28 protein-coding genes, 8 tRNA genes and 3 rRNA genes are annotated in these 23,766 nt (G+C 43.7%); 3 read left to right on the plus strand and 36 right to left on the minus strand.

Features of this window, described 5'->3' with window-relative positions; genetic code table 11:
• Positions 1–68: 68 nt before the first annotated feature.
• Positions 69–746 (minus strand): anti-sigma factor family protein, encoded by a 678-nt coding sequence (locus QUF49_RS20320; protein ID WP_289497493.1) that lies wholly within the window; start codon positions 744–746, stop codon positions 69–71.
• A 6-nt stretch (positions 747–752) separates the two neighbouring features.
• Positions 753–1,328, minus strand: a complete 576-nt coding sequence (gene sigW, locus QUF49_RS20325) for an RNA polymerase sigma factor SigW (protein WP_289497494.1) — start codon at positions 1,326–1,328, stop codon at positions 753–755.
• A gap of 200 nt (positions 1,329–1,528) precedes the next feature.
• On the opposite strand from sigW, the gene QUF49_RS20330 reads away from it, so the two are divergent.
• Entirely contained in the window at positions 1,529–1,699 is a 171-nt protein-coding gene (locus QUF49_RS20330) for an aspartyl-phosphate phosphatase Spo0E family protein (protein ID WP_289497495.1), read from the plus strand.
• A gap of 31 nt (positions 1,700–1,730) precedes the next feature.
• Here QUF49_RS20330 and rocF read toward each other — a convergent pair whose 3' ends face one another.
• From rocF to QUF49_RS20400, 14 genes are all read right to left on the minus strand, one after another.
• Positions 1,731–2,630 (minus strand): arginase, encoded by a 900-nt coding sequence (gene rocF / locus QUF49_RS20335; protein ID WP_289497496.1) that lies wholly within the window; start codon positions 2,628–2,630, stop codon positions 1,731–1,733.
• A gap of 142 nt (positions 2,631–2,772) precedes the next feature.
• The gene (locus QUF49_RS20340; RefSeq protein ID WP_289497497.1) at positions 2,773–3,024 is read right to left on the minus strand and encodes a hypothetical protein; all 252 of its coding nucleotides are present in this window, start codon (positions 3,022–3,024) and stop codon (positions 2,773–2,775) included.
• Positions 3,025–3,057: 33 nt separating this feature from the next.
• A tRNA-Ala gene (locus tag QUF49_RS20345) sits at positions 3,058–3,133 on the minus strand.
• A gap of 8 nt (positions 3,134–3,141) precedes the next feature.
• A tRNA-Gly gene (locus tag QUF49_RS20350) sits at positions 3,142–3,215 on the minus strand.
• 44 nt (positions 3,216–3,259) lie between these two features.
• Positions 3,260–3,344, minus strand: a tRNA-Tyr gene (locus tag QUF49_RS20355).
• Positions 3,345–3,378: 34 nt separating this feature from the next.
• Positions 3,379–3,454 (minus strand) — tRNA-Thr (locus QUF49_RS20360).
• 14 nt (positions 3,455–3,468) lie between these two features.
• A tRNA-Val gene (locus QUF49_RS20365) sits at positions 3,469–3,544 on the minus strand.
• Between the two features lie 20 nt (positions 3,545–3,564).
• Positions 3,565–3,639: transfer RNA gene (locus tag QUF49_RS20370), tRNA-Glu, on the minus strand.
• A gap of 21 nt (positions 3,640–3,660) precedes the next feature.
• Positions 3,661–3,736 (minus strand) — tRNA-Thr (locus QUF49_RS20375).
• A 9-nt stretch (positions 3,737–3,745) separates the two neighbouring features.
• A tRNA-Asn gene (locus QUF49_RS20380) sits at positions 3,746–3,820 on the minus strand.
• Between the two features lie 47 nt (positions 3,821–3,867).
• A 5S ribosomal RNA gene (gene rrf, locus QUF49_RS20385) occupies positions 3,868–3,983 on the minus strand.
• A gap of 161 nt (positions 3,984–4,144) precedes the next feature.
• Positions 4,145–7,081, minus strand: a 23S ribosomal RNA gene (locus tag QUF49_RS20390).
• 228 nt (positions 7,082–7,309) lie between these two features.
• Positions 7,310–8,859, minus strand: a 16S ribosomal RNA gene (locus QUF49_RS20395).
• The 16S, 23S and 5S rRNA genes sit together here with 8 tRNA genes alongside, the layout of an rRNA operon.
• A 270-nt stretch (positions 8,860–9,129) precedes the next feature.
• Positions 9,130–9,354, minus strand: coding sequence for a hypothetical protein (locus QUF49_RS20400; RefSeq protein ID WP_289497498.1), 225 nt, complete (start codon positions 9,352–9,354; stop codon positions 9,130–9,132).
• A gap of 152 nt (positions 9,355–9,506) precedes the next feature.
• On the opposite strand from QUF49_RS20400, the gene pdaB reads away from it, so the two are divergent.
• Positions 9,507–10,268 (plus strand): polysaccharide deacetylase family sporulation protein PdaB, encoded by a 762-nt coding sequence (gene pdaB, locus QUF49_RS20405; RefSeq protein WP_289497499.1) that lies wholly within the window; start codon positions 9,507–9,509, stop codon positions 10,266–10,268.
• A 25-nt stretch (positions 10,269–10,293) separates the two neighbouring features.
• Here the strand turns inward: pdaB and QUF49_RS20410 are convergent, their stop codons facing one another.
• Positions 10,294–10,911: a KinB-signaling pathway activation protein gene (locus QUF49_RS20410; RefSeq protein ID WP_289497501.1), complete on the minus strand. Its 618-nt coding sequence runs from the start codon at positions 10,909–10,911 to the stop codon at positions 10,294–10,296.
• A 147-nt stretch (positions 10,912–11,058) separates the two neighbouring features.
• On the opposite strand from QUF49_RS20410, the gene gerD reads away from it, so the two are divergent.
• A complete protein-coding gene (gene gerD, locus QUF49_RS20415; RefSeq protein WP_289497503.1) occupies positions 11,059–11,667 on the plus strand; it encodes a spore germination lipoprotein GerD in 609 nt (202 codons plus the stop codon).
• Positions 11,668–11,740: 73 nt separating this feature from the next.
• Here gerD and QUF49_RS20420 read toward each other — a convergent pair whose 3' ends face one another.
• From QUF49_RS20420 to QUF49_RS20510, 19 genes are all read right to left on the minus strand, one after another.
• Positions 11,741–12,790 (minus strand): Mrp/NBP35 family ATP-binding protein, encoded by a 1,050-nt coding sequence (locus QUF49_RS20420; RefSeq protein WP_289497504.1) that lies wholly within the window; start codon positions 12,788–12,790, stop codon positions 11,741–11,743.
• A 75-nt stretch (positions 12,791–12,865) separates the two neighbouring features.
• Complete coding sequence (locus QUF49_RS20425; protein WP_289497505.1) at positions 12,866–13,009, minus strand: hypothetical protein; 144 nt, start codon at positions 13,007–13,009, stop codon at positions 12,866–12,868.
• Positions 13,010–13,081: 72 nt separating this feature from the next.
• Positions 13,082–13,807 (minus strand): N-acetylmuramoyl-L-alanine amidase CwlD, encoded by a 726-nt coding sequence (gene cwlD, locus QUF49_RS20430; RefSeq protein ID WP_289497506.1) that lies wholly within the window; start codon positions 13,805–13,807, stop codon positions 13,082–13,084.
• A 73-nt stretch (positions 13,808–13,880) separates the two neighbouring features.
• The gene (locus tag QUF49_RS20435; protein WP_289497507.1) at positions 13,881–14,324 is read right to left on the minus strand and encodes a DUF2521 family protein; all 444 of its coding nucleotides are present in this window, start codon (positions 14,322–14,324) and stop codon (positions 13,881–13,883) included.
• Positions 14,325–14,576: 252 nt separating this feature from the next.
• Positions 14,577–14,969, minus strand: a complete 393-nt coding sequence (rpsI, locus tag QUF49_RS20440; RefSeq protein WP_066237857.1) for a 30S ribosomal protein S9 — start codon at positions 14,967–14,969, stop codon at positions 14,577–14,579.
• Positions 14,970–14,986: 17 nt separating this feature from the next.
• Positions 14,987–15,424, minus strand: a complete 438-nt coding sequence (gene rplM / locus QUF49_RS20445; protein WP_066237860.1) for a 50S ribosomal protein L13 — start codon at positions 15,422–15,424, stop codon at positions 14,987–14,989.
• A 150-nt stretch (positions 15,425–15,574) separates the two neighbouring features.
• Positions 15,575–16,327 (minus strand): tRNA pseudouridine(38-40) synthase TruA, encoded by a 753-nt coding sequence (gene truA / locus QUF49_RS20450; RefSeq protein ID WP_289497508.1) that lies wholly within the window; start codon positions 16,325–16,327, stop codon positions 15,575–15,577.
• A 13-nt stretch (positions 16,328–16,340) separates the two neighbouring features.
• Positions 16,341–17,138 (minus strand): energy-coupling factor transporter transmembrane component T family protein, encoded by a 798-nt coding sequence (locus tag QUF49_RS20455; RefSeq protein ID WP_289497510.1) that lies wholly within the window; start codon positions 17,136–17,138, stop codon positions 16,341–16,343.
• Position 17,139: 1 nt separating this feature from the next.
• Complete coding sequence (locus tag QUF49_RS20460; protein ID WP_289497511.1) at positions 17,140–18,006, minus strand: energy-coupling factor ABC transporter ATP-binding protein; 867 nt, start codon at positions 18,004–18,006, stop codon at positions 17,140–17,142.
• Positions 17,991–18,821, minus strand: coding sequence for an energy-coupling factor ABC transporter ATP-binding protein (locus tag QUF49_RS20465; RefSeq protein ID WP_289497512.1), 831 nt, complete (start codon positions 18,819–18,821; stop codon positions 17,991–17,993). The genes QUF49_RS20460 and QUF49_RS20465 overlap by 16 nt, the downstream gene beginning before the upstream one ends.
• Positions 18,822–19,344: 523 nt before the next feature.
• A complete protein-coding gene (gene rplQ, locus QUF49_RS20470) occupies positions 19,345–19,707 on the minus strand; it encodes a 50S ribosomal protein L17 (protein WP_066237878.1) in 363 nt (120 codons plus the stop codon).
• Positions 19,708–19,765: 58 nt separating this feature from the next.
• Positions 19,766–20,710: a DNA-directed RNA polymerase subunit alpha gene (locus QUF49_RS20475; RefSeq protein ID WP_289497513.1), complete on the minus strand. Its 945-nt coding sequence runs from the start codon at positions 20,708–20,710 to the stop codon at positions 19,766–19,768.
• A gap of 143 nt (positions 20,711–20,853) precedes the next feature.
• Positions 20,854–21,249: a 30S ribosomal protein S11 gene (rpsK, locus tag QUF49_RS20480; RefSeq protein WP_066237883.1), complete on the minus strand. Its 396-nt coding sequence runs from the start codon at positions 21,247–21,249 to the stop codon at positions 20,854–20,856.
• Between the two features lie 20 nt (positions 21,250–21,269).
• Positions 21,270–21,635, minus strand: coding sequence for a 30S ribosomal protein S13 (rpsM, locus tag QUF49_RS20485; protein WP_066237886.1), 366 nt, complete (start codon positions 21,633–21,635; stop codon positions 21,270–21,272).
• A gap of 21 nt (positions 21,636–21,656) precedes the next feature.
• Positions 21,657–21,770 carry a 50S ribosomal protein L36 gene (gene rpmJ / locus QUF49_RS20490; RefSeq protein WP_007203526.1) on the minus strand — a complete coding sequence of 38 codons (114 nt, stop codon included), beginning with the start codon at positions 21,768–21,770 and terminating at the stop codon, positions 21,657–21,659.
• A 35-nt stretch (positions 21,771–21,805) separates the two neighbouring features.
• Entirely contained in the window at positions 21,806–22,024 is a 219-nt protein-coding gene (gene infA, locus QUF49_RS20495) for a translation initiation factor IF-1 (protein WP_066237890.1), read from the minus strand.
• Positions 22,017–22,340, minus strand: coding sequence for a KOW domain-containing RNA-binding protein (locus QUF49_RS20500; protein WP_066390694.1), 324 nt, complete (start codon positions 22,338–22,340; stop codon positions 22,017–22,019). Before QUF49_RS20500 ends, infA begins: the two co-directional genes overlap by 8 nt.
• A 14-nt stretch (positions 22,341–22,354) precedes the next feature.
• On the minus strand, positions 22,355–23,101 hold the full coding sequence (gene map, locus QUF49_RS20505) for a type I methionyl aminopeptidase (protein WP_289497514.1): 747 nt from the start codon (positions 23,099–23,101) through the stop codon (positions 22,355–22,357).
• Positions 23,098–23,751: an adenylate kinase gene (locus QUF49_RS20510; RefSeq protein WP_289497515.1), complete on the minus strand. Its 654-nt coding sequence runs from the start codon at positions 23,749–23,751 to the stop codon at positions 23,098–23,100. The genes map and QUF49_RS20510 overlap by 4 nt, the downstream gene beginning before the upstream one ends.
• Between the last annotated feature and the right edge of the window lie 15 nt (positions 23,752–23,766).

Consider the following 23,766-nt stretch of genomic DNA (forward strand, 5'->3'; position numbering starts at 1 on the left):
GCATACCTCATTGTAAAGAAAACTTAGCATGACCTACTCATGTTTTGTTAATGATGTTTTGATGATATTCAATTTTGTACATTTTGAGCATTAAAAAAAGCCGTATGGGGACGGCTCTCATTATGATTATTCATCGTTTCATTATTTGTACTAACCAAAGACTTCAACTTATACCATACCCATTCGACCACTTGACCGATTTCCTGACTGTGGCCCGTTACCTCACCTGCAGAAGCTAGATACTGATTGCCTTTTATGACAGTCACATCACCTTCTACTTTTCCTTCTATTCGAACATCTGCATTTTCAACGACTAAATCGCCTTTTATTGTTTCTCCAGCCGGAACGACTACTACCCGCTCAGATTTCTTTATTTGAAGGTTTCCCTCACCTTTTACAACAGCCAGATCTTGCTGATTATAACTAGTGAGCACAGATGCGGCCATAAAGAACATAAAGATGGCTGCAGCGGTCAGAGCAGGATGACGTTTCATCCAGCGCTTCCACTTCACTTGCTGTCTCTCTTTTGGCAGTTTAGCCATTACAGCCTCTGTAAAGCCTGCTGGGGCCTTTATATGGGATTGCAGCTGCAGTTCCTTCAATGATTCTGTCAGCAGCTCATATTCTTCTCTACAAGATGCACATTGCTTCAAATGAATTTGAAAGATGTGTTCTTCTTCACTCGTTGCTTCACCATCAAGTACTTTATTCATTAATTCATCATACACGGAAGCTTCACATTGCATTTTTCTTCACCTCGTTTTTACAACCATTTGAAATACTTTCTTCAGCGCTTCCCGGCCCCGATGTATACGAGTTTTTACTGTTGGTACTGGTATGTCCATAATCTGACTGATTTCTTCTAATGATAGGTCTTCTACATACTTTAAAAGAATAGCTGTCCGATATTTTTCAGGAAGCTTCATTATTTCTGCTTGAAGCTCGTTCCATTGTTCGTTCTCTGTAACGACTTCTTCGGGTAACGGTTCTTCCGTTGAAAGCTGACTATACATGTTTGCTCCGTCCGTTCCAGGTACTTCTGCATCCAAATAATAATCAGGTTTCTTCTTCCTCAGTCTGTCGATACAAAGATTTGTAGCAATGCGGAATATCCAAGTTGAAAATTTATATTCGTTATTGTACTTACTAATATTACGGTAAGCTCGCAAAAAAGTTTCTTGTGCCAAATCTTCTGCTTCATGTCCATTGCCGACCATCCGGAAACAATGCCGGTAGATTTTATCTTTAAATAGGTCGACAATGCCTTCAAACGCTTCCTGGTCCCCTTTTTTTACTTGGGTCACCATATTCGCTATTAAGGCGTCCATTATTTTATCACCACTCGGATTTTATTTACGTACCAGCATTCCATAAGTTTCAAATGTTTTCATATTTTTTTATTTTATCATGTTGCAGAATTTGACGAAATAAAAAGGTATTTTTTTCTAAATATCGTGTTTCAAAAAAATAAGCCCTGGGAATATTAATCATATAAGATATTATGCTGAAACAGAGAGGGGTAGTTTGTATGCATAGAGAATCATTAATTGAACAGATCGAACACTCCAGACAGCAAATGAATGAACTTTCAAAACACCTACCATTAATTGCAGAAGAAGTAGTTGAACTTTCACAGGAAATTGATCAGCTGCTTAATCAATATCAACGCATAAATCAAAAAGAACAGTTGCATCTGTAAAGAGGCAACTGTTTTTATTTTTTCTATCTTATTATAGTAGTTTCTCTCCGAATAAAGAACCCATTAACGCCACAGCAACCGTCGCGGTTTTATTCTTTTCATCTAGAATCGGATTTACTTCTACAAATTCTGCTGATGTAATAATCTCCGCTTCAGCAAGCATCTCCATCGCCAAATGACTCTCTCTGTAGCTGATTCCCCCAAGAACCGGAGTCCCAACACCAGGAGCATCATGTGGATCAAGCCCATCAAGATCAAGACTCAAGTGAACGCCATCTGTATGCGATAAGTACTCAATCGTCTCTTCCATAACCTTTGTCATGCCAAGACGGTCCACTTCATGCATCGTGTATACTTTAATTCCTTTTTCTTTAATAAGTTCTCGTTCACCTTCATCTAGTGATCGAGCTCCGATAATCACGATATTTTCTGGTTTGATTTTTGGTGTATAGTCACTGATGTTCGTTAGTCTCTCATGCCCGATTCCAATGCTCACTGCAAGCGGCATTCCGTGAATGTTTCCACTTGGTGATGTATCGGCTGTATTTAAATCTCCGTGTGCATCGTACCAAATCACACCTAGGTTCTTATAATTTTTAGAAACACCCGCTAGCGTACCGATCGCAATACTATGATCTCCACCTAAAACGAGCGGGAACTTTTTACTCGTAATAACATCAGAAACGGTTTGTGACAGCTTTTCACTCGCTTCGATTACTCCGTTTAAATTTTTAAGATTTCCTTCGTTTTCAATACTTTGTTTTTCTGGACGAGCAATTTCTATATCACCAAAATCTTCTACGCGATAATCAAGATTTTCAAGACGTTCCACGACACCTGCGTATCGAATCGCGCTTGGCCCCATATCTACACCACGGCGCATTTGTCCTAAATCCATCGGTACTCCGATTACTGTAATATCTTTTAACATTTTTTCTTCCTCCCTTATGAAAAACACAAAAACTAAAGAATCACTATCTCTATTGTAGCTGTAAGGGATTTCATGGTTCAACTGGACAAAATAATGCATAGATATACCAAAAAGAAAGCGCTTTCGAAGGTTGTTTACATATTTATGAGGTTCGGGGATTCTTAAGTATTAAAAAAGACCAGAGAAGAATCTGGTCTATAGAATAAATTTGTTTGGATTCATCATCTTTTTTGAGGTAGCATTCGGGTGATGCATAGCCACTTTCATGAACTTTACTGTCCACTCCCGATGATTTACTGTCCACTCTGTCATTTTTACTGTCCACTTTTAATTTCCCCAGAGTTTTTACCTCTTCATATTGATTTCTATCAGCAAATAAAAAAACTTCAGGCATCGCCTGAAGTAACATTTGTTATGTAAGTATGTATGGTGGAGCTTAGCGGGATCGAACCGCTGACCTCCTGCGTGCAAGGCAGGCGCTCTCCCAGCTGAGCTAAAGCCCCGAAATTAATGGAGCGGGTGATGAGAATCGAACTCACGACCAGAGCTTGGAAGGCTCTTGTTTTACCACTAAACTACACCCGCGTATTTAAGTATTATCGTCTAACTTCTGGAAAGTTAAACAAAGATGGTGGAGGGGGACGGATTCGAACCGCCGAACCCGGAGGGAGCGGATTTACAGTCCGCCGCGTTTAGCCACTTCGCTACCCCTCCACATAAAAAAAGAGACAATCTTTTAATAAAATTGTGGTGCCGGCTAGAGGACTTGAACCCCCAACCTACTGATTACAAGTCAGTTGCTCTACCAATTGAGCTAAACCGGCAAGCAAAAAATAAATGGTGGAGGATGACGGGTTCGAACCGCCGACCCCCTGCTTGTAAGGCAGGTGCTCTCCCAGCTGAGCTAATCCTCCAAAAGATTTGTTTAAAGTAATGGTGACCCGTACGGGATTCGAACCCGTGTTACCGCCGTGAAAGGGCGGTGTCTTAACCGCTTGACCAACGGGCCATAACTGTTTGTATTATGATATGGAGCTTCCAACCGGGCTCGAACCGGTGACCTCTTCCTTACCATGGAAGCACTCTACCTGCTGAGCTATGGAAGCAAGTAAAAATGGCTCCACAGGCAGGACTCGAACCTGCGACCGATCGGTTAACAGCCGATAGCTCTACCACTGAGCTACTGTGGAATAATGTAATAAACGATCCACAACTAAAATTGGAATTTTGAGATATAGCCCAGCGACGTCCTACTCTAACAGGGGGAGACCCCCAACTACCATCGGCGCTGAAGAGCTTAACTTCCGTGTTCGGTATGGGAACGGGTGTGACCTCTTCGCCATCATCACTGGACCTTGTTACTTATGTAACACTCTCAAAATCATTTATCCTGTTGGGACAAGATAAATTTTATTATATTTTAAAGCGTTTTGCAAGAGATTTTTTTAATGATTTTCATCATTTTTTATGTTCTCTCAAAACTAGATACGACGTTTCCAAACGTTATGCATTTTAAGGATAAGCCCTCGACCGATTAGTATCTGTCAGCTCCACGTGTCACCACGCTTCCACACCAGACCTATCAACCTCATCATCTCTAAGGGGTCTTACTCACTTAACGTGATGGGAAATCTCATCTTGAGGGGGGCTTCATGCTTAGATGCTTTCAGCACTTATCCCGTCCACACGTAGCTACCCAGCTATGCCCCTGGCGGAACAACTGGTACACCAGCGGTGTGTCCATCCCGGTCCTCTCGTACTAAGGACAGCTCCTCTCAAATTTCCTGCGCCCGCGACGGATAGGGACCGAACTGTCTCACGACGTTCTGAACCCAGCTCGCGTACCGCTTTAATGGGCGAACAGCCCAACCCTTGGGACCTACTTCAGCCCCAGGATGCGATGAGCCGACATCGAGGTGCCAAACCTCCCCGTCGATGTGGACTCTTGGGGGAGATAAGCCTGTTATCCCCAGGGTAGCTTTTATCCGTTGAGCGATGGCCCTTCCATGCGGAACCACCGGATCACTAAGCCCGACTTTCGTCCCTGCTCGACTTGTAGGTCTCGCAGTCAAGCTCCCTTGTGCCTTTACACTCTGCGAATGATTTCCAACCATTCTGAGGGAACCTTTGGGCGCCTCCGTTACTGTTTAGGAGGCGACCGCCCCAGTCAAACTGCCCGCCTGACACTGTCTCCGAACCGGATCACGGTTCAAGGTTAGAATTTCAATACAGCCAGGGTAGTATCCCACCGACGCCTCCACCGAAGCTGGCGCTCCGGCTTCTCAGGCTCCTACCTATCCTGTACAAGCTGTACCAAAATCCAATATCAAGCTGCAGTAAAGCTCCATGGGGTCTTTCCGTCCTGTCGCGGGTAACCTGCATCTTCACAGGTACTATAATTTCACCGGGTCTCTCGTTGAGACAGTATCCAAGTCGTTACACCTTTCGTGCGGGTCGGAACTTACCCGACAAGGAATTTCGCTACCTTAGGACCGTTATAGTTACGGCCGCCGTTTACTGGGGCTTCAATTCAGAGCTTCTCCGTAAGGATAACCCCTCCTCTTAACCTTCCAGCACCGGGCAGGTGTCAGCCCCTATACTTCACCTTGCGGTTTCGCAGAGACCTGTGTTTTTGCTAAACAGTCGCTTGGATCTATTCACTGCGGCTCTCTCGGGCGATAAACCCTATCAGAGCACCCCTTCTCCCGAAGTTACGGGGTCATTTTGCCGAGTTCCTTAACGAGAGTTCTCCCGATCATCTTAGGATTCTCTCCTCGCCTACCTGTGTCGGTTTGCGGTACGGGCACCTCTTTCCTCACTAGAGGCTTTTCTTGGCAGTGTAGGATCAGGGACTTCGGTACTAAAATTTCCCTCGCCATCACAGCTCAGCCTTCACGTTGGGCGGATTTGCCTACCCAACAGCCTAACTGCTTAGACGCACTATTCCATCAGTGCGCTCACCCTACCTTACTGCGTCCCCCCATTGTTCAAACGGAAAGGAGGTGGTACAGGAATATCAACCTGTTATCCATCGCCTACGCTTTTCAGCCTCGGCTTAGGCCCCGACTAACCCTGAGCGGACGAGCCTTCCTCAGGAAACCTTAGGCTTTCGATGGACAAGATTCTCACTTGTCTTTCGCTACTCATACCGGCATTCTCACTTCAAAGCGCTCCACCAGTCCTTCCGGTCTGACTTCGCTGCACTTCGAACGCTCCCCTACCCCTGTACCATACGGTACAAGCCATAGCTTCGGTGATACGTTTAGCCCCGTTACATTTTCGGCGCAGAGTCACTCGACCAGTGAGCTATTACGCACTCTTTAAATGGTGGCTGCTTCTAAGCCAACATCCTGGTTGTCTGGGCAACTCCACATCCTTTGCCACTTAACGTATACTTTGGGACCTTAGCTGATGGTCTGGGCTGTTTCCCTTTTGACTACGGATCTTATCACTCGCAGTCTGACTCCCGCGGATAATTCTCTGGCATTCGGAGTTTGACTGAATTCGGTAACCCTGTGGGGGCCCCTAGTCCAATCAGTGCTCTACCTCCAGGAATCTTGCCGCGAGGCTAGCCCTAAAGCTATTTCGGGGAGAACCAGCTATCTCCGTGTTCGATTGGCATTTCACCCCTACCCACACCTCATCCCCGCACTTTTCAACGTGCGTGGGTTCGGGCCTCCATTCAGTGTTACCTGAACTTCACCCTGGACATGGGTAGATCACACGGTTTCGGGTCTACGACCACGTACTATGTCGCCCTATTCAGACTCGCTTTCGCTGCGGCTCCGTCTTATCAACTTAACCTTGCACGGGATCGTAACTCGCCGGTTCATTCTACAAAAGGCACGCCGTCACCCGTTAATGGGCTCCGACTACTTGTAGGCACACGGTTTCAGGATCTATTTCACTCCCCTTCCGGGGTGCTTTTCACCTTTCCCTCACGGTACTGGTTCACTATCGGTCACTAGGGAGTATTTAGCCTTGGGAGATGGTCCTCCCGGATTCCGACGGGGTTTCACGTGTCCCGCCGTACTCAGGATCCACTCAGGAGAGAACGAAGTTTCAGCTACAGGGCTGTTACCTTCTTTGGCTGGCCTTTCCAGACCGCTTCACCTACTTCGTTCCTTTGTAACTCCATGTAGAGTGTCCTACAACCCCAGAGGGCAAGCCCTCTGGTTTGGGCTGTTTCCGTTTCGCTCGCCGCTACTCAGGAAATCGCATTTGCTTTCTCTTCCTCCGGGTACTTAGATGTTTCAGTTCCCCGGGTCTGCCTTCTCATACCCTATGTATTCAGATATGGATACCATCCCATTACGGATGGTGGGTTCCCCCATTCGGAAATCCCCGGATCAATGCTTACTTACAGCTCCCCGAGGCATATCGGTGTTCGTCCCGTCCTTCTTCGGCTCCTAGTGCCAAGGCATCCACCGTGCGCCCTTTCTAGCTTAACCTTATATGATGTTTACACATCAAAGATCTTGCTTGGCGCAGATAAATATCTATCTGCCTTGCATATTGTTTGGATGTCGATATCTAGTTTTCAAAGAACATAGAAAATAACCTTTTCAGAATGAATCATAAAAAGTGTTATTTAGTTGAGAGTTAGTTCTCTCAAAACTGAACAAAAGAAGAATAGGTGTACTTACGAAACAGTCGAAGCTGTTTCATAATCTCCATAGAAAGGAGGTGATCCAGCCGCACCTTCCGATACGGCTACCTTGTTACGACTTCACCCCAATCATCTGTCCCACCTTCGGCGGCTGGCTCCCAAAAGGGTTACCCCACCGACTTCGGGTGTTACAAACTCTCGTGGTGTGACGGGCGGTGTGTACAAGGCCCGGGAACGTATTCACCGCGGCATGCTGATCCGCGATTACTAGCAATTCCGGCTTCATGTAGGCGAGTTGCAGCCTACAATCCGAACTGAGAATGACTTTTTGGGATTGGCTTGGCCTCGCGGCTTCGCAACCCTTTGTATCATCCATTGTAGCACGTGTGTAGCCCAGGTCATAAGGGGCATGATGATTTGACGTCATCCCCACCTTCCTCCGGTTTGTCACCGGCAGTCACCTTAGAGTGCCCAACTGAATGCTGGCAACTAAGGTCAAGGGTTGCGCTCGTTGCGGGACTTAACCCAACATCTCACGACACGAGCTGACGACAACCATGCACCACCTGTCACTTTGTCCCCCGAAGGGGAAAGCTCTATCTCTAGAGTGGTCAAAGGATGTCAAGACCTGGTAAGGTTCTTCGCGTTGCTTCGAATTAAACCACATGCTCCACTGCTTGTGCGGGCCCCCGTCAATTCCTTTGAGTTTCAACCTTGCGGTCGTACTCCCCAGGCGGAGTGCTTAATGTGTTAACTTCAGCACTGAGGGTGGAACCCCCCAACACCTAGCACTCATCGTTTACGGCGTGGACTACCAGGGTATCTAATCCTGTTTGCTCCCCACGCTTTCGCGCCTCAGCGTCAGTTACAGGCCAAAAAGCCGCCTTCGCCACTGGTGTTCCTCCACATCTCTACGCATTTCACCGCTACACGTGGAATTCCACTTTTCTCTCCTGCACTCAAGTCTCCCAGTTTCCAATGACCCTCCACGGTTGAGCCGTGGGCTTTCACATCAGACTTAAGAGACCGCCTGCGCGCGCTTTACGCCCAATAATTCCGGATAACGCTTGCCACCTACGTATTACCGCGGCTGCTGGCACGTAGTTAGCCGTGGCTTTCTGGTTAGGTACCGTCAAGGTACGAGCAGTTACTCTCGTACTTGTTCTTCTCTAACAACAGAGCTTTACGACCCGAAGGCCTTCATCGCTCACGCGGCGTTGCTCGGTCAGGCTTTCGCCCATTGCCGAAGATTCCCTACTGCTGCCTCCCGTAGGAGTCTGGGCCGTGTCTCAGTCCCAGTGTGGCCGATCACCCTCTCAGGTCGGCTACGCATCGTCGCCTTGGTGAGCCGTTACCTCACCAACTAGCTAATGCGCCGCGGGCTCATCTGTAAGTGTCAGCCGAAACCGACTTTCAAAAAGAAGAAATGCTTCTTCTCTTATTATCCGGTATTAGCCCCGGTTTCCCGGAGTTATCCCCGTCTTACAGGCAGATTACCCACGTGTTACTCACCCGTCCGCCGCTAAATCAGAGGAGCAAGCTCCTCTTCATTCGCTCGACTTGCATGTATTAGGCACGCCGCCAGCGTTCATCCTGAGCCAGGATCAAACTCTCCATAAAAGTGTTTGTCTTGCTCGATTTTAAAACTGACGGAATTAATTCTTAATTCCTTACCTATTTCTTTTGTTCAGTTTTCAAAGAACTGTGTGTTTCTAGCTTGCCGCTCGTTTTGGCGACTTTTATAAGATACCACCGTTGGCTAGTTGATGTCAACTGCTTTTTTACGTGATTCTTAATTTGTTTGTTTCGTTTTTTTCAGCCGCTGTAAAAGCGACAAGAAGTAATATACCACCTTCAACATATCTTGGTCAATAGTTTTTATAAAAAAAGTTAATTTCTTTGTTTTTGCCGTAAGTATCTTCTGCAATCACAAGGTTTGGCGAACCGGCAGAATAACCGGTAGATGATCTGATACCTTTCTTCTAACACCGATTTTACAATAGCGTCAATTTTATGGTCTTCCAGATCAAATCTGAGTTCTTCCATTTCTTTTTTAAGCACATATTCAAACTCGTGAAGTTCTTGATGATTTAAGAGCATTCCTACTAAAGACAATAGACGACACCCCGCTTGTTTTTTTCTTTTAACATTATTGCCATGAAAATGACGAGTTATTATTTTTTAGGTTTTTCTAAATAACCGTCATATCTTGTCCTTACTATCATAGATATTTTGTAAGGACGATGGACAAGGGGGTAAATGGTGATATGAAATTTTTCTTTGTCATAAACGGTAAAAAAGTGAAACAATACATGGTTGTTGTTTTCGCTGCATTCTTTGCCGCTTCGATCGCTTTTGTAGGACAGCAGCAATTATCTGTTTTTTCATCAAAAGATGGTCCCCGTGCAATCTACAAAGGTGAAGATCAAGGAAACAAGGTCTCACTCACATTTGATATTAGCTGGGGAGATAAAAGGGTTACGCCAATCCTTGATGTCTTAAAAGAAAAAGGCGTAAAAAACTGTACGTTCTTTATTTCAGCTGCTTGGGCAGAACGTCATCCTGATATTGTGGAACGTATCGTAAAAGATGGTCATGAAGTGGCGAGTCTCGGCTATCAGTACAAAAGCTATACAGAATGGGAAGATAAGCAGATTAAACGGGACATCTTGCTAGCTCAGGAAAAGATTAAAAAAGTATCAGGTAAGATGACATCGCTTCTTCGTCCGCCAAACGGTAATTTTGATGAGCGTGTTCTGAACATTTCTGAAGACCTTCATCATACGGTAGTTCACTGGAGTATCGACACGAAGGATTGGAAGAACCCTGGAGTAGATCAAATTGTTACGACGGCTACTAATAAAACAAAAGCTGGAGATATCATTTTGCTTCATGCTTCTGACTCTGTTAAGCAAACTCATAAAGCACTCCCGACTATTATTGATAAATTGCGGGGAGATGGCTTTAAATTTGTAAGCGTGGGTGAAATGATCGCAAATACAGAAGCAAACAGCAAAGAGGTTAACTAATAAACGTAAAAAAGCCCCTGCTTATTTAGGCAGAGGGCTTTGTTTGTTTAGATTGCTTATTTTGATCAGACTGCAGCAATCGGTGGAGCATTAAAATTTGATACGTGTTACAAAGCATCAATGGAACAAACCCTATCCAAAGTGAAAGTGTGTTGTTCTCTTTTAGAACGGGCACCCACTCTAAGATGGTTACCACGGTAATAAAGAAAAGCGTTGGGATAAATGCTACATTGGACGTTTGTTTTACTTTTAAGTAAGCGATAATCAATCCGTAAAGTAAGATGGCAAGAGGAATCAATATATAGTTAACGATACTGTCGCCGTCTTTATGAAAAGAAGTATATCGTAAAAAGAAAAGATCAAATAATACAACAGCAATTAGAACAAGCTGTACACCATTCCATAAGCGGTGGCTTTTAAAGATGCCAAGTCCAAAGCGATGTACGGTTAAATAAGCAAAGAAGCCCATTTGGCTAAATACACTGAACAACGCACCGAATCCGATTAATCCAAAGATATATAATAATACCTCGAAAAGGCTGCTGTTCTCAGGAAACTTTAATATAAGACCCACTGTAATTGCACTTACAATTCCAATTAACAGTGTGGTAATGAATAAAAAGAGCCAGCTTTTAATTTTCACCCTTGTTTTCCCCCTCTAACATGTTCCGTAACGATTGTACCAATGTCCTTTTTAAATTGCCAGTTTTCCTTTAAATAACCAGTATAAATACGTGTTAAAAATCAATCCTATAAGTATCGAGCCCACTTGAAAGGAGGAGGAATTCGGTTGAAAAAAATATACATTTTCCTCTTTTGTATCTCGCTCGCTGCTCTATCAGGCTGTGCACAAGAAGCCCAGGGCAGTTCACAGGTTGATTATGAAGCAACTAAGAAGATGCTCGTCGATCTGTTGAAGACCGATGATGGAAAAAAGGCCATTAAAGAAGTTTTATCTGATAAAGAAATTCAGCAAGATATATTGATTGATCAACAAGTAATCAAACAAACGATTGAACAGCAGCTTCTTTCTGAAAAAGGACAAAAATTCTGGCAGACGCTATTTAAAGACCCTAAGTTTTCAGTAGCCTTTGCAAAAAGCATGCGTAAAGAACACGAAAAGCTGATGAAGGATTTAATAAAAGATCCACAATATCAGGCAGAAGTAATGAAGATCATGCAGAACCCGCAAATGGCACAAAAGTTATTAGCACTTGTCGATACACAGCCTGTCAGAAAAGAAATGAAAAAAGTGATGCTTGAAACATTTGAAAGTCCAATCGTACAAGCTCAAATTCAAGAAATGCTAAAAAAAGCAGCTCATGAAGAAATTGATCAATCCATTTCCAAAAAGGAAAAAGAAGCTGCAGGCGGCCAAGGTTCCACAAGTCCACAATAAAAGAGGCTGTCCGATGAGTAAGGATAACTTACTTTTTCGGCAGCCCTTTTACTGTTGTTAAATATCAGTCAGATCAGCTTTTTGTTTTTTCAATAATGGTTTTTGCCATTTGGATGTAGTGTTCACCGATCGGATGTGTTTGCTCATACACGCTCGGCGCAAAATCATCTTCTTTGATTTCAGGCTGGCCAAGCGGAATTTGCCCAAGCAAAGGAACATTCAGCTCTTCAGCTAATCGCTTTCCACCGTCTTTACCGAATACATATTCTTTTTCACCTGTAGATTCACTTTGGAAGTACGCCATGTTTTCAACGATTCCAAGTACTTCATGGTTAGTTTTAATCGCCATCGTACCCGCTCGCGCTGCAACGAAAGCTGCTGTTGCATGAGGTGTCGTTACAATCACTTCTTTACATTTAGGAAGCATTTTATGAACATCGAGTGCAACGTCACCCGTTCCAGGCGGCAAGTCTAGAAGGACGTAATCGAGATCTCCCCATTCGACTTCGCTAAAGAAGTTCATCAGCATTTTTCCTAACATCGGCCCGCGCCAGATAACAGGTGCATTATCTTCCACGAAAAAAGCCATTGATATTACTTTTACGTCAAAACGTTCAACAGGAAAGATACGGTCCCCTTTTACTTTCGGGCGTTCTGTGATCCCCATCATATCTGGCACACTGAACCCGTATATGTCCGCATCAATCAATCCAACTTTTTTCCCTAGTCTTGCAAGCGCAACTGCTAAGTTAACGGAGACAGTAGACTTTCCTACGCCGCCTTTCCCGCTTGCAATCGCAATAAATTCTGTTTTGCTATTTTCGGAAAGAAGAGTAGTTGGTGCAGCTTGCTGAGCTGTACTTGGATCTGCCGCTGTAACATCGTCTCTTTTCTCGAAACGAAGACCGACTGATTCTACTCCTGCATTCTTCAGCACTTGCACGATCTGCTGCTGAAGCTGCATTTGTTCAGGTGTACTTGTATGAGCAAGTCCAATCTTAAGCCCGACATAGCCTTCTTTTATCTTTAACTCACGGATACTGCCGGAGTCCACCATACTTTTATGTAAATAAGGGTCTTGAATAGGACCTAACAGCTCGATGACTTTTTCTTCTGTAAGCACATAGACACATCCTTTACCTGTAAAATTCCTTTTCAGTATATCACAACCTCAATGGACAATCATGTAAGCGGTTTTTTATTTAGCTGACTCTTTTGCTCTTGAAAGTGGTTGATCTCCGTTCCAGGTGCTCGCTTTCCGCGGGGCAGGGGGTGAGCCACATTCGTGACGTTTCACTTTTAAGTGTCTCACCTTCCCGCCTGTCCCGCAGGAGTCTCGCACCTTCTACTCCAATCAACTTGCTAATGAAGCACAAGAATAAGCATCAAATTTTTTCAAAAAATAAAATCCCCTCTAATCAAGAGGAGATTTTGGTAGTGGTTCATTTGTATAAAATCGGAGCATTCCTTGGTAGATCGATGCCGCGACACTTTTTTGATAAGATTCTGTTTTCAGCAGCTCTCGTTCTGTCGGATTGGATAGAAAGCCAACTTCAACTAACGCGCCTGGTACTTCTGCAGTCCGAAGCAGGTAAAGACCTTCCATAGATTTTGCAAACCTGTTTGTATTTTGCAGATTGCGTTTTATTTCGTCTTGAATAAATTTAGATACGTTTTCCCCATCCTCTTTACCTGGATGATAAAAGACTTGTGCGCCTCTCCACCTGGATGAAGGCAATGAATTTAAATGAATCGAGATAAATAAGTCCGCATTATTTTCATTAATAATTCGCTTTCGTTCTTTGAGATCTTCCCACTTGCGATGTCTTAATTTTTTTGTACCTTCATTCGCAAGATCCCTATCCGTTTCGCGCGTCATGATGACAAGTGCTCCCGCTTCTTGCAAATAATCACGAAGCAAAACAGAAATGTTTAATGCGATCTCTTTTTCCAGAACTTCTCCGTCTCCAATAGCACCGCCATCAACACCTCCATGACCTGGGTCAATGACAATGATTTTTCCTGACAGCGGCAGATTCCATGACCGCCATGAGTCATCATCTAAAAAATGATAGGTGAAAATAAAGAAAAGGACTGCGCATCCTAATGCAAATGCGGCTCCCTTCACCCACTTCTTCATGTTTCGTCCCCCTATACAAGCCATATAATAATATGTATATGGGACAAGACAAGATTTATTACCTGTTGAAGTTTTATTGAAGCTTCATCCGATATCGTTTTTCACCGTTTTTGTAGCCTTCCATCCACCAAATGTGGACATACGCTTCACAGCAAAGATGCAGCGATTCCATCATCATCTCAGTTCCCCAGCACCAGAACTGCCAGTATTCAAAAAGTCCATCAGCAATTGCTGTTTGTTTTTCGTACGCTCTATCCTTAATTTTTTCTAATGTTTCACCATGATAAGCAAAACGGCTGTAGCTCGCTCCTAAAAGATAAGCATCTATCGCCATATCGATACATGCATCTTCAATGTCATTTTGATAAAGAAGTGAGTATTGGAAAAATGGCTGAAATAACCGCTGGAATTCTTTTTTTATTGTAGCGAGCGACAAATCCCGAAGCACTTTTCGCTCGAATGTTTCTTTTTTAAAACGCTGTTTCTCCTTAAAATTGTTTAAAACGATTGCCATCATTGCCTCCCCTTTCTGCGCGTTTTGTCACGCATTGTTTTTCCATACTTTTATTTTCTCCAAGGGAGGAAAGACGACACTGCATAAAAGATGGGAAAAAGCCCATTACTCACTCAGCAAAGGGGGATTTATGATTTGTCATTAGATTAGACTCAATAATTCCAATTCAGACTCAATTATCCCGAATCAGCCTCAATACATATAAAAACCCCGCTCTACGAAGAGAACAGGGTTTTGATATAAACGTAATAAAGATTAACGTTTTGAGAACTGAGGTGCACGACGAGCGCCTTTAAGTCCGTACTTCTTACGCTCTTTCATACGAGCGTCACGAGTAAGGAATCCAGCTGCTTTAAGAGATCCGCGGTACTCAGGATCTGCTTCTAGAAGCGCACGAGAGATACCGTGACGGATAGCTCCTGCTTGTCCAGTGTATCCACCGCCATGAACAGTTACTAATACGTCATACTTATCAGTTGTTTCAGTTGTGTTAAGTGGTTGCTTAACGATAAGCTTTAATGTTTCTAATCCGAAAAATTCGTCAATGTCACGTCCGTTGATAACGATACGGCCTTCACCAGGAACTAATCGTACACGCGCTACGGAGTGCTTACGACGTCCAGTGCCATAATATTGTACTTGTGCCACGTAAATACCCTCCTTTTTTATCCGCGTAACTCGTAGTTTTCAGGTTTTTGTGCTTGATTGTTGTGCTCAGCTCCAGCATATACGTGAAGCTTTTTGAACATTTGGCGACCAAGGCTGTTCTTTGGAAGCATACCTTTGATTGCTAATTCAAGCATTTGGACCGGACGAGTTGTACGCATTTCTAATGCAGTTCTCGTACGAAGTCCACCTGGGTGACCAGTGTGGCGGTAATAAATTTTGTCTGTTAATTTTTTACCTGTTAATTCGATCTTTTCTGCGTTGATGATGATCACGTGATCACCAGTGTCAACGTGTGGTGTATAAATAGGCTTATGCTTACCGCGAAGGATAGAAGCAACTTCACTGGATAGACGTCCAAGAGTCTTGCCTTCAGCGTCGATCACAAACCATTTACGTTCTACTTCAGAAGCTTTCGCCATGAAAGTCGTACGCATGTGTTTTCCCTCCTGTATCTTCAATCAATTTCAATTATATTTAATGTGAACATTTCCCAAAATATCTCCGGGGCATGTGGACGATATCTTTAGAAATACCAAATAATATCTTATAATATATAAACAACGATGTCAAGCGTATCCTAAATATTATTCCGTTTTCTCTTCGTAATTCACTTGATATAAATAGAGACCATGAGCAGGAGCCGTTTTGCCGGCAAGCGACCGGTCTTTCCCCTCTAAAATCGCAGAGATCTCTTCTGGTTTTCTCTTACCTTGTCCAACTTCTAAAAGCGTGCCAACGATGATGCGAACCATGTTATACAAAAAGCCGCTGCCTCTGATCTTGAAAACGAGCGTGTTACCTTCTTCAACAGCATCCAATTCAAAAATAGTACGAACTTTGTCCGCCACTTCTGATTTGGCAGAAGAAAACGATGTAAAATCATGTGTGCCTAAAAATAACTTCGCCGCACGTTTTATATCTTCCACGTTCAAAGGATATGGATAATGAAACATATGGTTTCGGATGAACACATCTGGTTGTTTCCTTATGAGCAGCTTATAGTGATATTCTTTGCTGAGAGCCGAAAATCGGGAATGAAACGTGCTCTCAACCTGCTCTGCTTTTTTGATTAAAATATCATTTGGAAGCATAGCGTTTAAAGCCTTTCCCCACGCTTCATCCGGTATTTGGAGATCTGTGTCAAAATGAAACACTTGACCGACAGCGTGTACGCCCGCATCTGTTCGTCCTGAAGCAGAAATGGTAACGGTCTCTCCCTTATGAATCTTTTGCAGCACGGCTTGAATGGTTCCTTGCACCGTTCTGCCGCTAGGCTGTATTTGGTACCCGGCAAACTCCGTACCGTCATAAGCTACGGTTACTTTCATACGAGCCATGTTCAATCTCCTTTTAACTGCGTAATAATAACAACGATGCCGTCAGCAATAATAGAAGCAGAAGCGCAAATGTGTCTCGTTTATGCCACTCTAATGCTCTAAGGCGTGTTCTTCCCTCTCCGCCTCGGTATCCTCTCGCTTCCATCGCAAGAGCCAGCTCTTCCGCTCGTTTGAACGAGGAAACGAATAAAGGAACTAAAAGCGGTACAAAAGCTTTTGCTCTTTCTTTAATCGGACCGCTTGTGAAATCAGCGCCGCGAGCCATCTGCGCTTTCATGATTTTCTCCGTTTCCTGCAGAAGTGTCGGGATAAACCTTAAGGAGATCGACATCATTAGAGCAAACTCATGAACAGGCAGTTTCCACTTCTTAAGTGGTCCTAAGAGATGCTCCAAGCCATCCGTTATATCAATCGGTGTTGTTGTTAACGTTAATAATGATGTCATTAAGACAAGAAGGAGAAGCCTCATCGCGATAAATACCCCTTGAATGATTCCACCTTCATAAATTTCTAAAAAGCCTGCTTTATACAGCAGATCCCCTTCTTTTGTTAAGAACACATGCAGAAGCATCGTAAACACAACAAGAATAAGAATTGGCTTTAACCCTTTATACAAAAATCGCAGTGGAACTTTAGACATCGTAACGGTGACCGCAGTAAACGCAATAAGCAATCCGTAAGTCACCCAGCTGTTTGCTAGAAAAACAATAAACAAATAAAAGAACGCAGCAATAAGCTTCGAACGTGAATCCATGCGATGCAATGGTGAAGATGCAGGGTAATACTGCCCGATGATTACATTTTGCAGCATATTAATCCCCCCTCTTCTTAAGGGAGTGACTCACTTGTTTAGCGAGCTCCTCAATCGTAAAACTGGATAGGGAAAGGTTGTGCCCTGATACTTCATTCCATTTGTTGAGGAATTGGACGGTCTCTGGTACATCTAGCCCTGCTTTAATCAGCAGTTCTCGCTGATTAAAGATATCGCTAGGTTTTCCATGCAGATACAGTTCACCCTTATGCATCACAGCGATTTCATCTGCATACCTCGATGCATCCTCCATGCTGTGAGTAACAAGGATCGTTGTTAGGTTATTCTTTTCATGAAGGCCGTAAAACAACTCCATGATCTCAACTCTGCCTGAAGGGTCAAGTCCTGCTGTAGGCTCATCTAAAATCAGCACTTCCGGACTTATAGCCAGGACTCCTGCAATCGCAACCCGGCGCATCTGCCCTCCGCTTAAGTCGAAAGGTGACTTTGTTAGCACGGATTGAGGAAGACCCACCATTTCAATCACGTTGGCAGCTGTTTTCTTTGCGTCTTCTTCAGACACCCCAAAATTCCGCGGCCCGAACATGATGTCTTTTTCAACTGTTTCTTCAAACAGCTGATGCTCTGGGTATTGAAATACGATTCCCGCTTTTTTTCGAAGCGGTTTTAAATCTTGTTTTTTACCGCCAGCTTTGAGCTCGGTGCTGCCCATTTTAATTGAACCTGCAGAAGGTTTTAACAATCCATTAAAATGTTGTATGAGCGTGGATTTTCCCGAACCGGTGTGCCCGATCAAAGCAAGAAACGTTCCGTCGCCAATATCAAGCGTAATGTCGTGAAGCGCACGTCTCTCAAATGGAGTGCCTTGCATGTAGCGGTGTTCTAGGCGGTTTATGCTAATTTCCATAATGCATTCACCAGCTCTTCCTGCGTTAAATAGCTTTTATCAAGCTCCACACCTTGTTGGCGGAGAGCTTCACTCAATTTTAGTGAAAACGGTAAATCCAGACCGGCCGATTTCAACAATTCACGCTGTTGAAAGATGTCCTCAGGTGTACCTTCAGCTGCCTTTTCTCCCATTTTCATGACGACAACTCTGTCTGCACTTAGCGCTTCCTCTAAATCATGTGTAATGGAAATGACAGTGATGCCTTCTTTTTTATTCAGTTCCCGAACAGTCTCGATAACTTCAATTCGTCCAATCGGATCAAGCATCGATGTTGCCTCATCCAGTACAATAACAGATGGCTTCTGTGCCAAGATGCCTGCAATAGCCACCCTTTGTTTCTGACCGCCGGATAACTGATGAGGTTCCTGGTTTAAGAAAGCTTCCATTCCCACACGTTCTACACTTTCGCTGATACGCTTTATCATCTCTTCACGGGGAACACCGAAATTTTCAAGGCCAAACGCAATATCGTCCTGCACGCTTGTCCCAACAAACTGATTATCAGGGTTTTGAAAGACCATACCCACTTGTCTTCTTACTTCCCATATGTCGTCTAGGCGCTCTGTCTTGTATTCTGAGACAAAAACGGCACCTTCGTTTGGCAACAACAGTCCGTTTAACATTTTTGCCAACGTGGACTTCCCAGAGCCGTTATGGCCTACAATGGAAAGCCATTCCCCTTTGTGTACATCTAACGTTACACCTTTAAGTGTAGGTGTCTCTTCTCCCGGATAATAAAAGGTCACATCTTTAACGGTAATGATGTTTTCCATGTGACATCCTCCTCTTAGCTGCTGCTCATTCTAAGCTGCTCTCTGCTCGTAGTTAGCTTAAAAGCTTTGTTACCTTGTTAATTCTGGTGTTGATTTATCAAAAAAACCTCATTTTCTGATGACGAACAGCGATGAATCTCCGCTAGTTCCTTCCTGAGGGTTCTATTCTGCAATTTTTCCGTATAATAAGTGTCGATTCAGCTCTGATGACGCACCTTTACTTATACCGGGCGGGGTAATTTACCCATTAATTCGAGAAATATCAGGAATAATCCTAGAAATTTTGTGGTTATTCCAGCGAGTTTTAGCTATAATCCAGCGAGTTTGGCTCATATGTCGGCGAGTCGACATAAATCGACAAATATTAACTAACCTATACCCCTCAACCACAGCTATTTCCAGCGGGTTATATTAAACAGCACCCATGCTTTCCCACAGTGCTAATGTTTTATAGTTTTCCGAAAAAAATAAAAAAGGGCAAGATTGTCATTGAAGACTTGATCCCGCCCTTTCATACGTTTTATTAAACTAATTCAATGATAACCATTGGTGCACCATCACCACGGCGAGGGCCGATTTTTGCGATGCGAGTGTAACCACCGTTACGCTCTGCATAGCGAGGTGCAAGATCACTGAAAAGTTTTTGAAGAGATCTTTGTCCAGACTCAGCGTCTGCTACTTCGTTACGAAGGAACGATGCAGCCTGACGGCGAGCATGAAGGTCTCCACGCTTACCAAGCGTAATCATTTTTTCAGCAAATTTACGAACTTCTTTTGCACGTGCTTCTGTAGTTTCAATACGCTCGTTGATGATTAAATCAGTAGCTAAATCACGAAGCATTGCTTTACGAACCGCAGATACACGACCTAACTTTTGGTATCCCATGCTTGTATTCCCTCCTCTGCGCGTTTCTCTCTCGTCTTGAAAAAGCGCGTATTACGAATTAATCGTCAGCGCGTAATGAAAGACCTAGCTCTTCAAGTTTCTCTTGAACTTCCTCAAGAGATTTCTTTCCAAGGTTGCGTACTTTCATCATGTCTTCTTCAGACTTATTCGCAAGTTCTTGAACTGTATTAATGCCAGCACGCTTTAGGCAGTTATAAGAACGAACAGAAAGATCAAGTTCCTCGATCGTCATCTCAAGTACTTTTTCTTTTTGGTCTTCTTCTTTTTCTACCATAATCTCAGCGTTCTGAGCTTGATCTGTTAAGCCAACAAAAATGTTTAAATGTTCGCTAATGATCTTCGCACCAAGAGAAACTGCTTCCTCTGGACGAATGCTCCCATCTGTCCATACATCAAGCGTTAGCTTATCATAGTTTGTTACTTGTCCTACACGAGTGTTTTCCACTTGATAGTTTACACGAGAAACTGGTGTGTAAATAGAATCAACAGGAATAACTCCGATCGGCAGGTCTTCGCGTTTATTGCCTTCTGCCTGTACATAACCACGACCACGTCTAGCATGAAGCTTCATTTGGAAATGAGCGCCTTTTGCTAGTGTTGCGATATGAAGATCCGGGTTAAGGACTTCAACATCGCTGTCATGAGTGATGTCGCCAGCTGTTACAACACCGTCACCTTGAACATCGATTTCGAGTGTCTTCTCTTCATCAGAGTAAATCTTCATTGCAAGTTTCTTTAAGTTTAAGATGATGGTTGTAACATCTTCAACTACACCTTCAACTGTAGAGAACTCATGCAATACGCCATTAATCTGAATAGATGTAACTGCTGCACCAGGTAGTGAGGACAACAAGATACGACGCAAGGAGTTGCCTAGTGTAGTCCCGTATCCACGTTCAAGTGGTTCAACAACAAACTTTCCGTATGTGGCATCGTCGCTGATTTCAACCGTCTCAATTCTTGGCTTTTCGATTTCGATCATTCAACTGAACCCTCCTTCAAACGTCGAATCTCGGCTGGAGATTTCCAGCCGAAATTCCCCATAGGCATTCCGACTTATCAATTACCAAAACTTTTACTATAACCATTATAGACAAGTTATAGAAATATATACCGTGTATATCGTTACACGCGACGGCGTTTTGGCGGGCGGCAACCGTTGTGAGGTACAGGAGTAACGTCACGAATAGCTGTTACTTCTAAGCCTACCGCTTGAAGGGCACGGATTGCTGCTTCACGTCCAGCACCAGGTCCTTTAACGGATACTTCCAACGTTTTCATACCATGTTCCATTGCAGTTTTACCAGCTGTTTCAGCTGCCATTTGTGCTGCGAACGGAGTAGACTTACGAGAACCTTTAAATCCTAGGTGACCAGCAGTCGCCCAAGAGATTGCGTTCCCGTGCGTGTCAGTGATCGTAATGATCGTGTTGTTGAATGTAGAACGGATATGTGCTACGCCGACTTCAACATTCTTTTTGACACGACGTTTACGTGTATTAGTCTTACGTGCTTTTGCCATTTAGAGTTTACCTCCTTTACTTACTTTTTCTTATTCGCTACTGTACGACGAGGTCCTTTACGAGTACGGGAGTTGTTCTTCGTGTTTTGACCACGTACTGGTAATCCACGACGATGACGAACACCACGATATGCTCCGATCTCGATTAGACGCTTGATGTTTAGTGATACTTCACGACGAAGGTCACCTTCCACTTTATGTCCATCGATGACTTCGCGGATTTTATTTAATTCATCTTCAGTAAGATCACGAACGCGTGTATCTTCAGAAACTCCAGCTGCAGCAAGAATTTGCTGTGCTTTTGTTTTACCGATACCGAAGATGTATGTTAAAGAGATTACTACTCGCTTATCACGAGGAATATCTACACCTGCAACACGTGCCATAATTTTTGCACCTCCTGTATATTAACCTTGTTTTTGTTTATGTTTCGGATTTTCACAGATCACCATTACAGTGCCTCTGCGGCGAATCACTTTACATTTTTCACATATTGGCTTGACTGATGGTCTTACCTTCATTTTTTATAACCTCCTTATGTCACGGAGTACATTGATTATTTAAAACGATACGTTATACGACCACGTGATAAGTCATACGGAGACAATTCTACGGTTACTTTATCCCCTGGAAGAATTCGAATGTAGTGCATACGAATCTTTCCAGAAACGTGCGCTAGAACTTTGTGTCCGTTTTCTAGTTCAACACGAAACATGGCGTTCGGAAGAGGCTCAATAACTGTACCTTCTACCTCAATAACATCATCTTTAGCCATCGACTTGATCTCCCTTCTTCAGAGCAATGACTTTCTCGTCGGAAAACTTCGCTACTGCATAACGCAATTTGCCATTGGTTACACGACCTGTTTCAAGAATGCTTTTAACAACTTCCGGAGAAGTAAAATCCAGCAGTTCTAAGTGGTTTAGGTTCTTGCGCTTGGCTCGATCAAACTTACGCTTGTCGCCATCTGCGACGAGGACGAAACGCCCATCGAGAATACCGACAATAACACCTAACCGATCTGCGTCTCTTCCTTTTAGTATCCGAACCAGTTGTCCTATGTTCGGTACCGAATCAGATTCGCTTACCATTTCATCACCTTCACTTAGATCTTTGTTAAGATTTCAAAGCCTTCTTCCGTAATGACAACCGTGTGTTCAAAGTGAGCACACCATTTGCCATCCGTTGTGACAACCGTCCAGTTATCGGATAATGTTCGAACATAGCGAGTTCCCGCATTAATCATAGGTTCTATTGCTAAAACCATGCCCTTTTTCAGTACCGGTCCTTTACCAGGCGGTCCATAATGAGGAATTTGCGGGTCCTCATGTAAGTCCTGGCCTATTCCGTGTCCGACGTATTCGCGAACAACAGAAAATCCTTCATCCTCAGCATACTTTTGTATCTCATGAGAAATGTCAGTTAACCGGGCACCGGCTTTTGCTTTCTCGAGTCCTTTATACAAAGACTCTTCGGTTACATCCAGAAGTTTTTGAGCTTCTTCCGAAATCTCGCCAACTCCATACGTCCAAGCGGAGTCACCGTGGTATCCATTGTACTTCGCCCCAATATCTATAGAGATAATGTCGCCATGGTTGAGTACGCGTTTACCTGGAATTCCGTGCACAAGTTCTTCATTTACAGAAGCACAGATGCTTCCACTAAAACCATTATAGTTTTTAAATGAAGGAATTGCACCTTGGCTGCGGATAAACTTATCAGCAATTTTGTCCAGTTCCTTAGTAGTTATGCCAGGCTTAATGTGTTTTTTTAACTCTTGATGAGTTAAGGCAACAATGCGACCTGCCTCCCGCATGATTTCAATCTCTCGCGGTGTTTTGCAGATTATCATTTCGCCAATCCCCCAATAAGTTGGTCAATGTCTTGAAAGACTTTGTCGATATCCTGATCACCATTAACGTTTTTCAGGTAACCTTTTTCACCATAAAAATCAAGCAGTGGTTTAGCCTGCTTCATGTTTACATCTAAACGGTTTCGAACGGTCTCTTCATTATCATCTTGACGTTGGATAAGCGTACCGCCGTCTTTATCACATACTCCTTCAACCTTTGGCGGGTTGAATATTACATGATACGTGCTTCCGCATGTTTGGCAAATCCGACGACCTGTTAATCGCTGCATAAGCTGATCGGAATCTACTGAAATGTTTAACACATAATCAATCGTTCTTCCTAGCTCAGTTGTGATTTCTTCCAGCGCTTCCGCTTGGGCAACTGTCCGAGGGAATCCATCTAGTAAAAATCCTTTTTCGCAGTCCTTTTTAGAAAGTCGGTCACGTACGATACCGATTGTAACTTCGTCAGGAACGAGGTTACCCGCATCCATGTACGATTTTGCCTCAAGTCCAAGAGGAGTCTCCTCTTTAATTGCTGCTCGGAACATATCTCCAGTAGAGATATGAGGTATTCCGTATTTCTCAACAATTCTTTCTGCTTGAGTACCCTTACCTGCTCCGGGCAATCCCATTAAGACTAGATACATCTAATCCCTCCATAA

Origin of the sequence: Fictibacillus sp. b24 (assembly GCF_030348825.1) — a bacterium.
Lineage (GTDB): Bacteria > Bacillota > Bacilli > Bacillales > Fictibacillaceae > Fictibacillus.